This is a genomic window from Cupriavidus sp. HE11 (assembly GCF_056097175.1).
Genome location: NZ_CP184464.1, coordinates 562,439 through 578,026, shown reverse-complemented (window position 1 = coordinate 578,026; position 15,588 = coordinate 562,439). Strand labels below are relative to the sequence as shown.

The window sequence follows — 15,588 nt, the reverse complement described above, 5'->3', positions numbered from 1 at the left end:
CTCCCCTTTCCTGCGTGTGCAGGAGAGGGGCAGCACCGGGCGCCGCCTAAAATTGTTCTTGCCAGTCATCGTCGAGCACCCTAATATTTTAAGGATAAAATATTTAACCCTGATGTAGAGCGCCTTCGGCCCCGTGCCGCAGGCGTGCAGGAGACTGACAGATGCGTGTCCTCTGTATTGGTGGCGGCCCGGCAGGGCTGTACTTTGGCCTGCTGATGAAGCTGCAGGATCCGTCCAACGAGGTGGTGGTGGTCGAGCGCAACCGACCCTACGACACGTTTGGCTGGGGCGTGGTGTTTTCCGATGCCACGCTCGAAAACCTGAAGCTGGCCGATCCGGTCAGCGCGGCCGAGATCAACGCGGCGTTCAACCACTGGGACGATATCGACATCCATATCGGTGGCCGCACGATCCGCTCGGGCGGGCACGGCTTCATCGGCATTGGCCGCAAGCGGCTGCTGAACATCCTGCAGGCCCGCTGCGAGGCGCTGGGTGTGAAGCTGGTATTCGAGACCGATGCCACCGACGACCAGGCGCTGGCGCAGCAGTACAACGCCGACCTGGTGATTGCCTCCGATGGCATCAACAGCCGCATTCGCACGCGCTACGCCGACACCTTTGCACCCGACATCGACACGCGCCAGTGCCGCTTTGTCTGGCTGGGCACGCACAAGCTGTTCGACGCGTTCACGTTCGCGTTCGAGAAGACCGAGCATGGCTGGTTCCAGGCCCATGCCTATCGCTTTGACGACGACACGTCGACCTTTATCGTCGAGGTCCCGGAGCCCGTGTGGCGCGCCGCCGGCATCGAGCAGATGAGCCAGGAAGAGGGCGTGGCCTATTGCGAGCGGCTGTTCGCCCGCCATCTGGACGGCCACCGGCTGATCAGCAATGCCACGCACCTGCGCGGCTCGGCGAACTGGATCCGCTTCCCGCGCGTGATCTGTCACCGCTGGGTGCACTGGAACACGCTGGCCGACGGCCGCCGCGTGCCGGTGGTGCTGATGGGCGATGCCGCGCATACCGCGCATTTCTCCATCGGGTCGGGCACCAAGCTGGCCCTGGAAGATGCGATCGACCTGGCGAACGAGATCGGCGCGCAACGCGGCGCCGGTGTGGATGGGTTGCCCGAGGCGCTGACGCGCTACGAGGCCACGCGCAGCGTCGAGGTGCTGAAGATCCAGAATGCCGCGCGCAATTCCACCGAGTGGTTCGAGAACGTCGAGCGCTATGCGGGCATGGCGCCCGAGCAGTTCGCGTACTCGCTGCTGACGCGTTCGCAGCGGATTTCGCACGAAAACCTGCGCGTGCGCGACGCGGGCTATGTCGACGGTTTCGAGCAATGGCTGGCCGCTCAGGCCGGTGTGCCGCAGGAGACGCTGAAGCTGCGCGCCGCGGATGGCGATGCGGGCCTGCCACCGATGTTCACGCCGTTCACGGTGCGCGGCGTCACGCTGAAGAACCGCGTGGTCGTCAGCCCGATGGCGATGTACTCGTCGGTCGATGGCGTGCCGGGGGACTTTCACCTGGTACATCTGGGCTCGCGGGCCATGGGTGGTGCCGGCATGGTGGTGGCCGAGATGACCTGCGTGTCGCCGGACGCCCGCATTACGCCGGGATGCCCGGGCCTGTGGAACGACACGCAGCGCGATGCGTGGAAGCGCATCGTCGACTTTGTGCATGCCAACAGCGACGCCCGCATCGCCATGCAACTGGGCCATGCCGGGCGCAAGGGCTCCACGCAGCTGGGCTGGGAGAAGATGGACTATCCGCTGGCCCAGGGCAACTGGCCGCTGGAATCGGCATCGCCGCTGCCGTACATGCCCGGTGTGTCGCAGGTGCCGCGCGAAATGACGCGCGCCGACATGGACCGTGTGCGCGACGACTTTGTCGCCAACGCCCGCCGTGCGGCGGAGGCCGGCTTCGACTGGCTGGAACTGCACTGCGCGCACGGCTACCTGCTGTCGAGCTTTATCTCGCCGCTGACCAATGTGCGCACCGATGACTACGGCGGCTCGCTTGCCAATCGGCTGCGCTTTCCGCTGGAAGTCTTTGCCGCGGTGCGTGCGGTCTGGCCGCAGGACAAACCGATGTCGGTGCGGATCTCGGCCCACGACTGGGTCGACGGTGGCATCACGGCTGACGATGCCGTGCAGATCGCCCGGGCCTTCAAGGCGGCCGGCGCCGACATGATCGACTGCTCGTCCGGGCAGGTCAGCCCCGACCAGGCGCCGGTCTACGGCCGGATGTACCAGACGCCGTTTGCCGACCGCATCCGCAACGAGGCGGGCATCCCGACGATTGCCGTCGGCGCCATCTTCGAGGCCGACCACGTCGATAGCATCGTGGCGGCAGGCCGCGCCGACCTGTGCGCGATTGCACGCCCGCACCTGGCCGATCCGGCGTGGACGCTGCACGAAGCCGCGCGTCTGGGCTACCGCGATGTCGCGTGGCCGAAGCAGTACGTGGCCGGCAAGCGGCAACTCGAAACCAACCTGGCGCGTGCGGCCGCGTACGCGCAGCAACCGGGGAAGTAATCATGGCGATGGCATTGCAAGGCCGCCATGCGCTGGTCACCGGCGGAGGGCGCGGCATCGGTGCCGCGATTGCCCGCAGGCTGCTGGAAGAAGGCGCCAGCGTGACGCTGGTGGGCCGCGACTGCACGGTGCTGGATGCGGCAATGCAGGCGCTGGAACCGCTGGCCGTGGACGGCGCGGCGCTGGGCGCGGCGGCGGCCGATATTACCGATGCCGACGAGGTGGCCGCGGCCTTCGCACAAGCCACCAGCGAGCGCGGCCCGATCACGCTGCTGATAAACAACGCGGGCCAGGCCCATAGCGCCCCGTTCGGCAAGACCGACCTGGCGCTGTGGCAGCGCATGCTCGATGTCAACCTGACGGGCACCTTCCTGTGTACCCAGGCGGCGCTGCCCGCGATGCTGGAGCAGGGCTGGGGGCGCATCGTCAACGTCGCGAGCACGGCAGGACTGATCGGCTACGGTTATGTCAGCGCCTATTGCGCGGCCAAGCACGGCGTGATCGGCCTGACCCGTGCGCTGGCGCTGGAGCTGGCGCCCAAGGGCATCACCGTGAACGCGGTGTGCCCCGGCTATACCGAGACCGACATCGTGCGCGATGCGGTAGCCAATATCGTCGGCAAGACCGGCCGCACCGAAGAACAGGCCCGCGCCGAACTGGCCGCCCGCAATCCGCAGCGCCGGCTGGTGCAGCCCGACGAGGTGGCCGACGCCGTGGCCTGGCTGTGCCGCCCATCGGCATCCGCGATCACCGGGCAGGCCGTGCCGGTGGCGGGCGGCGAGGTGATGGCGGGGTGATTGCGTGGTGATGGCGTGGTGAAGCACCGAATGTTTGCTCCCCTCTCCCGCTAGCGGGAGAGGGGCTGGGGGAGAGGGCGGGCCGCCTCTCCCCCGACCCCTCTCACGCCGTGAGAGAGGGGAGAACACAGACTGGAGACAGAGAAGAGATGACCGAAATTGCACTGGACATGCGTCACCACAAGCGCGCATTTGCCGATTACCAGCCGAAGCACTTCCTGTGGTCGGTGTCGGCCGACAGCAAGGTGGCGACGATCACGCTGAACCGGCCGGAGCGCAAGAATCCGCTGACTTTCGATTCCTATGCGGAGCTGCGCGACCTGTTCCGTGGGCTGTGCTACGCCACCGACATCAAGGCCGTAGTGATTACCGGCGCGGGCGGCAACTACTGCTCGGGCGGCGACGTCCACGAGATCATCGGGCCGCTGACGCGCATGTCGATGCCCGAGCTGCTCGACTTCACGCGCATGACGGGCGATCTGGTCAAGGCCATGCGCGCCTGCCCGCAGCCGGTGATCAGCGCCGTGGACGGCATCTGCGCCGGCGCGGGCGCGATGATGGCGCTGGCGTCGGACCTGCGACTGGGGACGCCGCAGGCCAAGACGGCTTTCCTGTTCGTCCGCGTGGGCCTGGCCGGCGCGGACATGGGCGCCTGCACGCTGCTGCCGCGCATGATCGGGCAGGGCCGCGCCAGCGAACTGCTGTACACGGGCCGCTCGATGACGGCGGAGGAAGGGCTCCAATGGGGCTTCTTCAATGCGCTGCATGCATCGGACGTGGTGCGGGAGCAAGCGCAGGCGCTGGCCGCCCAGATTGCTGCGGGCCCCACGTTCGCGCATGGCGTGACCAAGAAGCTGCTGCACCAGGAATGGAACATGGGCGTGGACGAGGCCATCGAGGCCGAAGCCGAGGCGCAGGCCATCTGCATGCAGACGCGCGACTTCCGGCGCGCCTACGATGCATTCGTGGCGAAGCAGAAGCCCGTGTTCGAAGGCGATTGAGGAGCCGGCATGAGCGACAAGACCTATCTCGACCTGCCGTTCTTCGACGACGCGCATCGCCAGCTTGAACGCAATCTCGATGGCTGGTGTGGCGAGCACCTGCGCGATATCGATCATCACGACGCCGATGCCGCGTGCCGGACGCTGGTGCGCCAGCTGGGCCACGCTGGCTGGCTGCGCTACTGCGTGCCGGCGGCCTACGGCGGCGCCTTGCCGGCGCTGGACTCGCGCGCGCTGTGCCTGCTGCGCGAAACGCTGGCCCGTCACGATGGCCTGGCCGATTTCGCCTTTGCGATGCAGGGCCTGGGTTCGGGCGCCATCACGCTGGCCGGCAGCGACGCGGTGCGCGAACGCTACCTGCCGCGCGTGGCCCGGGGCGAGGCGATTGCGGCCTTCGCGCTGTCGGAGCCTGAGGCCGGGTCCGATGTGGCGGCCATGCAATGCAGCGCGCGGCTGTCCGACGACGGCAGCTACTACGTGCTGGACGGCGCCAAGACCTGGATTTCGAATGGTGGCATTGCCGATTTCTACTGCGTGTTCGCGCGAACTGGCGAGGCGCCCGGCGCGCGTGGCATTACGGCATTCGTGGTCGATGCCGACGCGCCAGGGTTGTCCATCGCCGAACGGATCGATGTGATCGCCCCGCATCCGCTTGCCACGCTGCGTTTCGACAACTGCCGCGTGCCGGTGGGCAACCGGCTGGGCGAGGCGGGGCAGGGCTTCAAGGTGGCGATGATGACGCTGGACATCTTCCGCGCGTCGGTGGCGGCGGCCGCGCTGGGTTTTGGCCGCGCCGCGCTGGACGACGCGCTGGCGCGTGCCACGTCGCGGCCGATGTTCGGCGGCGTGCTGGCCGACCTGCAACTGACGCAGGCCGCCATTGGCGAAATGGCGACGGCCATCGACTCGGCCGCGTTGCTGACCTACCGCGCCGCCTGGCTGCGCGACGTGCGCCAGCAGCGCACCACGCGCGAGGCGGCCATGGCCAAGATGGTGGCTACCGAGAATGCGCAGCAGGTGATCGACCGCGCCGTGCAGATCTTTGGCGGCCTGGGCGTCAAGGTGGGCACGCGCGTGGAGAGCCTGTACCGCGAGATCCGCTCGCTGCGCATCTACGAAGGCGCCACCGAAGTGCAGAAACTGATCATCGCGCGCGAGACGCTTGCGGCGCGCCAGGCCTGACGCATCGAACCGAATCCAACAGGAGACAAGCATGGTCGCCCCCACCATCGTCCCGAATGCCGGCGCCAGTGCCGCCTCGGGCGCCGCCACGGCGCACGTCGACACATTCGCCAGGGACCGCCTGCCGCCGGCCGGCACGTGGCCGGTGTTCCAGTTCAACGACGACACGCGCTACCCGGCGCGGCTGAACGCGGCCGTGGAGCTGGTGGATCGTCATGTGTCGGCAGGCAACGGCCAGCGCGTGGCCGTGCGACACGAGCACGACGGAAGCATTGAAACGGTGACCTACGCGCAGTTGGCGGCGCTGGTCAGCCGCATCGCCCATGTGCTGGTGGAAGACATGAAGCTGGTGCCGGGCAACCGCGTGCTGCTGCGCGGGCCGAACAACCTGATGATGGCGGCCAGCTGGCTGGCAACGGTCAAGGCGGGGCTGATCGCTGTGCCGACGATGCCGCTGCTGCGGGCCAAGGAACTGCGCCAGATCATCGACAAGGCGCAGGTCTCGGCTGCGCTGTGCGACGCACGGTTGCGCGAGGAACTGGAAGCCAACCAGCGCGCCGACGGCGAGCACTACTGCCCGACGCTGACCACGGTGCGCTACTTCAACGGCACCGGTGCAGGGTCGCTGGAAGCCGCGATGGACGGCAAGCCGGATACCTTCGCGCCCTGCGACACCGCTGCCGACGACATCTGCCTGATCGCGTTCACGAGCGGCACCACGGGCCAGCCCAAAGGCACCGTGCACTTCCATCGCGATGTACTGGCGATGTGCGACCTGTTCCCGCGCCACGTGCTCAAGCCCACGCCGGACGATGTGTTCTGCGGCACGCCGCCCATCGCGTTCACGTTCGGGCTGGGCGGCATGCTGTGTTTCCCGCTGCGCATCGGCGCGAGTACGGCGCTGGCGGAGAAGCTCACGCCCGAGACGCTGCTCAAGCTGATCCAGGACCATCGCGCCACGGTGGTGTTCACGGCGCCAACCTTCTACCGCCAGATGGCCACACTGGCAAAGAACTTCGATATCGGCAGCCTTAAGAAGAGCGTGTCGGCTGGCGAGGCGCTGCCCGACGCCACGCGTCAGGCGTGGAAGGCAGCCACCGGCATCGAGATGACCGACGGGCTCGGCGGCACCGAGATGATGCATATCTTCGTTTCCAGTGCCGGCGCCGATGTGCGGCCCGGTGCGGTGGGCCGCGTGGTGCCGGGCTACGAGGCGCGCATCGTCGACGACAACATGCAGCCGGTGCCGCCCCGCACCGTGGGCAAGCTCGCCGTGCGCGGTCCCACCGGTTGCCGGTATCTCGACGACCCGCGCCAGGAAGCCTATGTGCGCGACGGCTGGAACCTGCCCGGCGACACCTTCATGTCCGACGAGGACGGCTACTACTTCTATCAGGCCCGCTCCGACGACATGATCATTTCGGCCGGGTACAACATCGCCGGACCCGAGGTGGAGGGCACGCTGATGAAGCATGAGTTCGTGGCCGAGTGCGGCGTGGTGGGCGCGGCCGACGCAGAGCGCGGCCAGGTGGTGACGGCCTACGTGGTGCTGCGCCCTGGCGTGGAAGCCGGCGAGATCACGCGTACCACCCTGCAGGACTACTGCAAGCGCGAGATCGCGCCCTACAAGTATCCGCGCCGCATCGAGTTCGTGGCCGCGCTGCCGCGCACCGAGACCGGCAAGCTGCAGCGCTTCAGGCTGCGCCAGATGGCGAACGAAGGCGGCCTGCCGTGAGCGAGGTATTCCGCAACCACGTGCGCATCCGCTTCAAGCATTGCGACGCTGCCGGCATCGTGTTCTATCCGCGCTACTTCGAGATGCTGAATGACTTTGTCGAGGACTGGTTCGCCGATGCGCTGGACTGGCCGTTCGACGTCATGCATGGAGTAGGGCACGCCGGCATTCCCACGGCCGAACTGCAGTGCCGCTTCGAGGCGCCGAGCCGCCTGGGCGAACTGCTGACCCGCGAACTGCGCGTCACGCATATCGGCCGCAGCAGCTTTGCCGTGGAGATCCGCTTTGCCGGCCCGGATGGCAACACGCGCATGGCCATCACCCAGCGGCTGGTCTGCGTGGATACGCGCGAGATGACCTCGCAGCCGCTGCCGGACCCCGTACGCACCGCGATGGGGCGCTACCTGGCGCCCGCCGCGCGGCCCTGAACAATCCGGACGATCCGGACGATCCGAACGAACTGACTGGCAACACCGAGAGGACAGAACATGCTGAAGACATTGCAACCGCCCGACTGGGCAGCGCCCAGGGGCTACGCCAACGGCATCATGGCCGAGATGCAGGTGGGCAGCCGCCTGATCTTCGTGGGTGGGCAGATTGGCTGGAACGGCCAGTGCGAATTCGAGACCGACGACTTCGCGTTGCAGGTGGCGCAGGCGCTGCGCAATATCGTAGCGGTGCTGGAGCAGGGTGGGGCACGGCCCGAGCACATCGCGCGCATGACCTGGTATGTGAAGGACAAGGCCGAATACGTGGGCGCCTACAAGGCCATCGGCCAGCACTATCGCGATATCGTCGGCCGGCATTTCCCGGCGATGACAGCCGTGGAGGTGGCCGATCTCATCGAGCCGCGTGCCAAGGTGGAAATCGAGGTCACGGCGGTGGTGCCGCCGGCGGTGTAAATCACCCGGCGAACCTGCGAAGCCCGGCCGTGCGGCGCCATGTCATTCCCATGACAGGTAAGCCGCACGCCGCTTCTGTCCATCGTAAGTTGTTGAATACTTGAGAAATTGGGTGCGGCGGGATATAATTCGAAAGTTTCGCTTTCAGAACCCTTCACCCTAGCGCCTACCGTATTCCACCTTCCGCCGCCCCCGATTGCGCGCGTTTTTCATGCACTGCAAAAAAGTGATGAAAAAGCCATGCGCCAGCCGGTCCCTTCAATGGGCCGCCCACGGGGCACGAGGCGTTGAGCAGGTCGGTCACGGGGTGAGTCCAGCAGGAGCCTACCCGTGTTACCGTCTTTTCCGTCCGCCATCCTCGCGCTTGCAGACGGCACGGTCTTTCGTGGCTATTCCATCGGCGCTTCCGGCCATACGATCGGCGAAGTGGTGTTCAACACCGCCATCACCGGTTATCAGGAAATCCTCACCGACCCGAGCTATTCCCGGCAGATCGTCACGCTGACGTATCCGCATATCGGCAATTACGGCGTCAATCCTGAGGATGTAGAAGCCACGAAAGTCCATGCCGCCGGCCTGATCATCAAGGATCTGCCGCTTCTGGCCTCCAACTTCCGCAAGGAACACACGCTCGCCCACTACCTGAAGCAGGAAAAGGTCGTGGCGATCGCCGGTATCGATACCCGCAAGCTGACCCGTATCCTCCGCGAGAAGGGCGCCCAGAACGGCTGCATCCTGGCAGGCGAGGACAACGTGCAGAAGGCCATCGACCTGGCGCGCTCGTTCCCGGGCCTGTCGGGCATGGACCTGGCAAAGGTCGTGTCCGTCAAGGAACCGTACGAGTGGACCCAGACCGAATGGAAGCTGGGCGAAGGCTACGGCAAGCAGGACAAGCCGCAGTTCCACGTGGTGGCCTATGACTACGGCGTCAAGTTCAACATCCTGCGCATGCTGGCCGAGCGCGGCTGCAAGGTGACGGTGCTGCCGGCGCAAGCCAGCGCGGCCGACGCCCTGGCGCTGAATCCGGACGGCATCTTCCTGTCGAACGGCCCTGGCGACCCCGAGCCGTGCGACTACGCCATCGCCGCCACGCGCGAGTTCATCGCCCGCGACATCCCCACGTTCGGCATCTGCCTGGGTCACCAGATCATGGCACTGGCCGTGGGCGCGAAGACGCTCAAGATGAGCACGGGCCACCATGGCGCGAACCATCCGGTCAAGGATCATGACGATGGTCGTGTGGTGATTACGTCGCAGAACCACGGTTTCGCCGTCGATGCGTCGACGCTGCCGGCCAACGCGCGTGTGACGCACACGTCGCTGTTCGACGGCACGCTGCAAGGCTTCGCGCTGACCGACAAGCCTGCCTTCTGCTTCCAGGGTCACCCGGAAGCGTCGCCGGGTCCGCATGACATCGCGTACCTGTTCGACCGCTTCACGAAGCTGATGCAGGACGCCCGTGCCAAGGCGGCTGCCTGACGCGGCGAGATGACGCTTTCGAGAGACCTGAACAGGACCTGCCCGCCATGACTGCTTTCATGCACGCCAGCTTCGGCATCACCGACTTCTGGACCTATGTGCTCGGCACGATCTTCATCGTGCTGCTGCCGGGGCCGAACTCGATGTATGTGTTGTCGGTGGCCGCCCAGCGCGGCGTGCGTGCCGGCTACAAGGGCGCGTGCGGCGTGTTCGTGGGCGATGCCATCCTGATGGTGCTGTCGGCCGCGGGCGTGGCCTCGCTGCTCAAGGCCAGCCCGGCGTTGTTCCACGTGATCAAGTACGTGGGCGCCGGCTACCTGGGCTGGATCGGCTTCCAGATGTTGCGCGGGGCAGTGCGCAACTGGTCGAAGCCGGCAAGCCCGGACAACGCGGCGGCGCAGGCAGCGACCGTGCCCGTGGACAGGTCTGCGAACCCGTTCACCAAGGCGCTGGTCATCAGCCTGCTGAACCCGAAGGCCATCCTGTTCTTTATCTCGTTCTTCATCCAGTTCGTGGATCCGCAGTTCGCGTATCCGGCGCTGTCGTTCGTGGCGCTGGGGCTGGTCTGCCAGATCTGCAGCTTCGCGTACCTGACGACGATCATCTTCGTGGGCGCGCGGCTGGCCGATGCATTCCGCCGCCGCCGGCGCCTGTCCGCAGGCATGTCGAGCGGGGTCGGCGCGATGTTCATCGGCTTCGGCGCCAAGCTGGCCACGGCCACCCTGGGCTGACGATCCAAAACCTGATATCCGGTACGGGCCGCGGGAACTTGCGGGCCGGCCAACAAAGAGAGCGTGCAATGCCAAAGCGCACAGACATCAAGAGCATCCTAATCATCGGCGCAGGCCCGATCATCATCGGCCAGGCGTGCGAATTCGACTACTCCGGCGCACAGGCCTGCAAGGCGCTGCGCGAAGAGGGCTTCAAGGTCATCCTGGTCAACTCGAACCCGGCGACCATCATGACGGACCCGAACACGGCCGACGTGACGTACATCGAGCCCATCACCTGGGAAGTGGTCGAGCGCATCATCGAGAAAGAGCGCCCGGACGCCATCCTGCCGACCATGGGCGGCCAGACCGCGCTGAACTGCGCACTGGACCTGCATCGCCATGGCGTGCTGGACAAGTACAAGGTGGAACTGATCGGCGCCTCGCCGGAAGCCATCGACAAGGCCGAAGACCGCCAGAAGTTCAAGGATGCGATGACCAAGATTGGCCTGGGTTCGGCCAAGTCGGGTATCGCCCATTCGATGGACGAGGCCGTGGCCGTGCAGTCGCGCATCGCCCAGGAAACCGGCACCGCCGGCTACCCGATCGTGATCCGTCCGTCGTTCACGCTGGGCGGCACCGGCGGCGGCATCGCCTACAACCGCGAAGAGTTCGAAGAGATCTGCAAGCGCGGCCTGGACCTGTCGCCCACGCGCGAACTGCTGATCGAGGAATCGCTGCTCGGCTGGAAGGAATACGAGATGGAAGTGGTCCGCGACAAGGCGGACAACTGCATCATCATCTGCTCGATCGAAAACCTGGACCCGATGGGCATCCACACTGGTGACTCGATCACCGTGGCCCCGGCCCAGACGCTGACCGACAAGGAATACCAGATCCTGCGTAACGCCTCGCTGGCCGTGCTGCGCGAGATCGGCGTGGACACCGGCGGTTCGAACGTGCAGTTCTCGATCAATCCGAAGGATGGCCGGATGATCGTGATCGAGATGAACCCGCGTGTGTCGCGTTCGTCGGCACTGGCCTCGAAGGCCACGGGCTTCCCGATCGCCAAGGTCGCGGCCAAGCTGGCCGTGGGCTACACGCTGGACGAGCTGAAGAACGAAATCACCGGCGGCCAGACCCCGGCGTCGTTCGAGCCGTCGATCGACTACGTGGTCACCAAGGTGCCGCGTTTCGCGTTCGAGAAATTCCCGGCTGCCGACAGCCACCTGACCACCCAGATGAAGTCGGTGGGCGAAGTGATGGCCATGGGCCGTACCTTCCAGGAATCGTTCCAGAAGGCCCTGCGTGGCCTGGAAGTGGGCGTGGACGGCCTGGACGAGAAGTCGACCGACCGCGACGAAGTGATCGAGGAAATCGGCGAAGCCGGCCCGGACCGTATCTGGTACGTGGGCGACGCGTTCCGCCTGGGCATGTCGCTGGAAGAGGTCTACGCCGAGACCGACATCGATCCGTGGTTCCTGGCCCAGATCGAAGACATCGTCAAGACCGAAGGCCTGGTGCGCAACCGCACGCTGGAAAGCCTGTCGGCTGTCGAGTTGCGCTTCCTGAAGCAAAAGGGCTTCTCGGACCGCCGCCTGGCCAGGCTGCTCAAGACCAACGCCAAGGCCGTGCGCGAGGCGCGTCTGGCACAGAACGTGCGCCCGGTCTACAAGCGCGTGGACACCTGCGCGGCCGAGTTCGCCACCAACACCGCCTACATGTACGGCACGTACGAAGCCGAGCATGGCGAGTGCGAGGCGGACCCGACGACGAACAAGAAGATCATGGTGCTGGGCGGTGGCCCGAACCGGATCGGCCAGGGTATCGAGTTCGACTACTGCTGCGTGCATGCCGCGCTGGCACTGCGCGAAGACGGGTACGAGACCATCATGGTCAACTGCAACCCGGAAACCGTGTCGACCGACTATGACACCTCGGACCGCCTGTACTTCGAGCCGCTGACGCTCGAAGACGTGCTGGAAATCGTCGACAAGGAAAAGCCGGTTGGCGTGATCGTCCAGTACGGCGGCCAGACCCCGCTGAAGCTTGCGCTGGACCTGGAAGCCAACGGCGTGCCCATCATCGGCACGAGCCCGGACATGATCGACGCCGCGGAAGACCGCGAGCGTTTCCAGAAGCTGCTGCAGGACCTGGGCCTGCGCCAGCCGCCGAACCGCACGGCCCGTGCCGAGGACGAAGCACTGCGCCTGGCCGAGGAAATCGGCTATCCGCTGGTGGTGCGTCCGTCGTACGTGCTGGGTGGCCGCGCCATGGAAATCGTGCACGAGCCGCGTGACCTCGAGCGCTACATGCGCGAGGCCGTGAAGGTGTCGAACGACTCGCCGGTGCTGCTGGACCGCTTCCTGAACGACGCGATCGAATGCGATGTGGACGCCCTGTGCGACGGCCAGCGCGTGTTCATCGGCGGCGTGATGGAGCACATCGAACAGGCAGGCGTCCACTCGGGCGACTCGGCCTGCTCGCTGCCGCCGTACTCGCTGTCGCAGGCTACCGTCGACGAACTGAAGCGCCAGACCGCAGCGATGGCCAAGGCGCTGAACGTGATTGGCCTGATGAACGTGCAGTTCGCCATCCAGCAGAAGAACGGCGAAGACATCGTCTACGTGCTGGAAGTGAACCCGCGTGCGTCGCGCACGGTGCCGTACGTGTCGAAGGCTACCGGCCTGTCGTTGGCGAAGATCGCCGCGCGCTGCATGGCCGGCCAGTCGCTGGACTCGCAAGGCATTGGCGCGGAAGTCGTGCCGCCGTACTTCAGCGTCAAGGAAGCCGTGTTCCCGTTCAACAAGTTCCCGGGCGTGGATCCGGTCCTCGGACCTGAAATGCGTTCCACCGGCGAAGTGATGGGCGTGGGCAAGGTGTTCGGCGAAGCGCTGTTCAAGAGTCAGCTGGCTGCCGGTTCGCGTCTGCCCGAGAAGGGCACCGTGCTGATCACGGTGAAGGACAGCGACAAGCCGCGCGCCGTGACAGTGGCCCGCATGCTGCACGACCTGGGCTACCCGATCGTCGCCACGCGCGGTACGGCTTCGGCCATCGAGGCTGCCGGCATCCCGGTCCGCGTGGTCAACAAGGTCAAGGACGGCCGTCCGCACATCGTGGACATGATCAAGAACGGCGAACTGGCCCTGGTCTTCACGACCGTGGACGAGACGCGCACGGCAATCGCCGATTCGCGGTCGATCCGTATCGCCGCGCTGGCTGCCCGCGTGCCGTACTACACCACCATCGCCGGCGCCAACGCCGCGGTGGAAGGCCTGAAGCACATGCAGAGCCTGGAGGTCTACGACCTGCAAGGCCTGCACAAGCAACTGGCCTGATCCAGGCCGGTCGAGTGCCGTCTATGCTGCGGTGCGGGGAAACGCCCCCGTGCCGCAGCGCTGCCGCCGGGTTGATACCGGCGGCGGTTCTGGCCTAAACTACGTCGAATTCGCTGATCGATCCGTGCCCTGGTGCCGGTTCGATCCCATCTGAAAGCCGCGGTCGAGCGGAAGTGCTGACCGGCAGAATTGCTGCCGGAGCATGGTTCCAGCTCCGCTGCGGCTCATTTTTTTGTTGAACGAGACAATGAGCACCATTCCGATTACCAAGCGTGGCGCCGAACTCCTGAAGGAAGAGCTGCAGCGCCTCAAGGCCGTCGAACGTCCTGCGGTGATCAACGCCATCTCCGAGGCACGTGCCCAGGGCGACCTGTCGGAAAACGCCGAGTACGACGCTGCCAAGGAAAAGCAGGCATTCATCGAAGGCCGTATTCAGGAAGTGGAGGCCAAGCTCTCCGCCGCCCAGGTTATCGACCCGACCCAGCTCGACACCGACGGTCGCATCGTGTTCGGTGCCACCGTGGACCTGGAAGACCTGGAATCGGGCAACGCCGTGAGCTACCAGATCGTCGGCGACGACGAAGCCGATCTGGACAGCGGCAAGATTTCGGTCAGCTCGCCAATCGCGCGCGCCCTGATCGGCAAGTTCGAGGGCGATGTCGCCACCGTGCTGGCCCCGGGCGGCGAACGCGAATACGAAGTCATCACCGTCCGTTACATCTGACGCGGCGGGGCACGGGTGTTCTCGTCTTCGTACTCGAATCTGCCGCCGCTGCCACACCGTATCTTCCTGCTGCTGACCGTGGTCTGGGCGGGGAGCCTGTGGACGGTCGGTTACATGGTGGCACCGACGCTGTTCGCCGTGCTGCCCAGCCGCGAGACGGCCGGCATGATTGCCGGACACCTGTTCCGCTATGAGGCCATCCTCGGCGTGACGATCGGCGTGCTGCAGCTGGTGTTGTGCAATGTGCTGATCCGCCGCGGCGCCGCGCGTTATCGGGCCCTGCGCTGGATCGTGCTGTCCATGCTCGTGTGCGTGCTGGCGGGTTATTTCGGCCTGCAGCCGTTCATGGAAGGGCTCAAGGTCAAGGCCCAGGCGATGAACCTGGGTGTGTCGGATTCGCCGTACAAGAGCCAGTTCGGCATGCTGCATGGCGTGTCGAGCGTGTTCTACCTGCTGCAGAGCCTGCTGGCCCTGGTGCTGGTCTGGCGCGCCAGCGCGCCGCGAGCGGCTGGAGAATAAGCGGCGGAAAGGCCCGGAAGACCCCGGAAAAGGAAAAAGGCGGCCATGGCCGCCTTTCTTGCTGGGTCATGGGAACCGATTGGCATGCAGCCAATCTGATCCTGCCGGTCAGCCCAGTGATTTCTTCTTCTGGCTGGACGGCCGTGCGCGAGCCCGCTTGACGTTGCCGGCCTGGGTCACGCGTTCATTGCCGAGCACCTTGACGGCGGTGCGGGGCGCGCGGCGCTGGGTCGAACCGGTGGCCTTGCGAACCATGACGGTACGCGGGGCGGCGCCGGTACCCAGGCGACGGCGGGCGGCACCCATGTCGTCCGGCTGGTTTTCCTTGAGGCGGGCAGGGCCCGGACGCCAGATGACCAGCAGCTTGCCGATATGCTGGATCGGCGCAGCGTCGAGTTCGTCGCAAATGGCCTCGTAGATGGCGATGCGCGTATCGCGCTCGTCACCGAACACCCGGATCTTGATCAGGTCATGTGCCGCGAGGCTGCGGTCGATTTCGGCCAGGACGGCGGGGGTCAGGCCTTCGGCGCCGATCATGACCACGGGGTTGAGGCCGTGGGCGCGCGAGCGCAGTTCGGAACGTTGGGCAGAGATCAGTTGTAGAGCGGGCATTGGAGCAGCAAATTTCGGATTGGCGCGTATTATCCGTCAACCATGCGAAAAA

The 15,588-nt window shown here is 65.9% G+C and carries 13 protein-coding genes; 12 read left to right on the top strand and 1 reads right to left on the bottom strand.

What is annotated here, in order from left to right:
* Positions 1-161: 161 nt before the first annotated feature.
* From ACOABP_RS02630 to ACOABP_RS02575, 12 genes are all read left to right on the top strand, one after another.
* Positions 162-2,537, top strand: coding sequence for a bifunctional salicylyl-CoA 5-hydroxylase/oxidoreductase (locus tag ACOABP_RS02630; RefSeq protein ID WP_474226841.1), 2,376 nt, complete (start codon positions 162-164; stop codon positions 2,535-2,537).
* 2 nt (positions 2,538-2,539) lie between these two features.
* On the top strand, positions 2,540-3,334 hold the full coding sequence (locus ACOABP_RS02625; protein ID WP_474226840.1) for an SDR family NAD(P)-dependent oxidoreductase: 795 nt from the start codon (positions 2,540-2,542) through the stop codon (positions 3,332-3,334).
* 149 nt (positions 3,335-3,483) lie between these two features.
* Positions 3,484-4,335, top strand: coding sequence for an enoyl-CoA hydratase family protein (locus ACOABP_RS02620; RefSeq protein WP_474226839.1), 852 nt, complete (start codon positions 3,484-3,486; stop codon positions 4,333-4,335).
* Positions 4,336-4,344: 9 nt separating this feature from the next.
* Entirely contained in the window at positions 4,345-5,517 is a 1,173-nt protein-coding gene (locus ACOABP_RS02615) for an acyl-CoA dehydrogenase family protein (RefSeq protein ID WP_474226838.1), read from the top strand.
* 31 nt (positions 5,518-5,548) lie between these two features.
* Positions 5,549-7,252 (top strand): AMP-binding protein, encoded by a 1,704-nt coding sequence (locus ACOABP_RS02610; protein ID WP_474226837.1) that lies wholly within the window; start codon positions 5,549-5,551, stop codon positions 7,250-7,252.
* Positions 7,249-7,680, top strand: coding sequence for an acyl-CoA thioesterase (locus tag ACOABP_RS02605; protein ID WP_474226836.1), 432 nt, complete (start codon positions 7,249-7,251; stop codon positions 7,678-7,680). The genes ACOABP_RS02610 and ACOABP_RS02605 overlap by 4 nt, the downstream gene beginning before the upstream one ends.
* Positions 7,681-7,740: 60 nt before the next feature.
* Complete coding sequence (locus ACOABP_RS02600) at positions 7,741-8,154, top strand: RidA family protein (protein WP_474226835.1); 414 nt, start codon at positions 7,741-7,743, stop codon at positions 8,152-8,154.
* A 330-nt stretch (positions 8,155-8,484) separates the two neighbouring features.
* Positions 8,485-9,633, top strand: a complete 1,149-nt coding sequence (carA, locus tag ACOABP_RS02595) for a glutamine-hydrolyzing carbamoyl-phosphate synthase small subunit (protein ID WP_474226834.1) — start codon at positions 8,485-8,487, stop codon at positions 9,631-9,633.
* A gap of 47 nt (positions 9,634-9,680) precedes the next feature.
* Positions 9,681-10,364, top strand: a complete 684-nt coding sequence (leuE, locus tag ACOABP_RS02590; protein WP_474226833.1) for a leucine efflux protein LeuE — start codon at positions 9,681-9,683, stop codon at positions 10,362-10,364.
* A gap of 68 nt (positions 10,365-10,432) precedes the next feature.
* Positions 10,433-13,681, top strand: a complete 3,249-nt coding sequence (carB, locus tag ACOABP_RS02585) for a carbamoyl-phosphate synthase large subunit (protein ID WP_474226832.1) — start codon at positions 10,433-10,435, stop codon at positions 13,679-13,681.
* Between the two features lie 247 nt (positions 13,682-13,928).
* Positions 13,929-14,405, top strand: a complete 477-nt coding sequence (greA, locus tag ACOABP_RS02580) for a transcription elongation factor GreA (RefSeq protein ID WP_474226831.1) — start codon at positions 13,929-13,931, stop codon at positions 14,403-14,405.
* A gap of 15 nt (positions 14,406-14,420) precedes the next feature.
* A complete protein-coding gene (locus tag ACOABP_RS02575; RefSeq protein ID WP_474226830.1) occupies positions 14,421-14,924 on the top strand; it encodes a DUF4149 domain-containing protein in 504 nt (167 codons plus the stop codon).
* 108 nt (positions 14,925-15,032) lie between these two features.
* Here ACOABP_RS02575 and ACOABP_RS02570 read toward each other — a convergent pair whose 3' ends face one another.
* On the bottom strand, positions 15,033-15,536 hold the full coding sequence (locus ACOABP_RS02570) for a YhbY family RNA-binding protein (RefSeq protein WP_066735910.1): 504 nt from the start codon (positions 15,534-15,536) through the stop codon (positions 15,033-15,035).
* Positions 15,537-15,588 lie beyond the last annotated feature (52 nt).

Bases quoted from the DNA above. Each gene is read 5' to 3' on its own strand.
- carB (WP_474226832.1), top strand. From the start codon at position 10,433: ATGCCAAAGCGCACAGACATCAAGAGCATCCTAATCATCGGCGCAGGC.
- ACOABP_RS02615 (WP_474226838.1), top strand. From the start codon at position 4,345: ATGAGCGACAAGACCTATCTCGACCTGCCGTTCTTCGACGACGCGCAT.
- ACOABP_RS02600 (WP_474226835.1), top strand. From the start codon at position 7,741: ATGCTGAAGACATTGCAACCGCCCGACTGGGCAGCGCCCAGGGGCTAC.
- ACOABP_RS02620 (WP_474226839.1), top strand. From the start codon at position 3,484: ATGACCGAAATTGCACTGGACATGCGTCACCACAAGCGCGCATTTGCC.
- leuE (WP_474226833.1), top strand. From the start codon at position 9,681: ATGACTGCTTTCATGCACGCCAGCTTCGGCATCACCGACTTCTGGACC.
- ACOABP_RS02570 (WP_066735910.1), bottom strand. From the start codon at position 15,536: ATGCCCGCTCTACAACTGATCTCTGCCCAACGTTCCGAACTGCGCTCG.
- greA (WP_474226831.1), top strand. From the start codon at position 13,929: ATGAGCACCATTCCGATTACCAAGCGTGGCGCCGAACTCCTGAAGGAA.
- ACOABP_RS02630 (WP_474226841.1), top strand. From the start codon at position 162: ATGCGTGTCCTCTGTATTGGTGGCGGCCCGGCAGGGCTGTACTTTGGC.
- ACOABP_RS02610 (WP_474226837.1), top strand. From the start codon at position 5,549: ATGGTCGCCCCCACCATCGTCCCGAATGCCGGCGCCAGTGCCGCCTCG.
- ACOABP_RS02625 (WP_474226840.1), top strand. From the start codon at position 2,540: ATGGCGATGGCATTGCAAGGCCGCCATGCGCTGGTCACCGGCGGAGGG.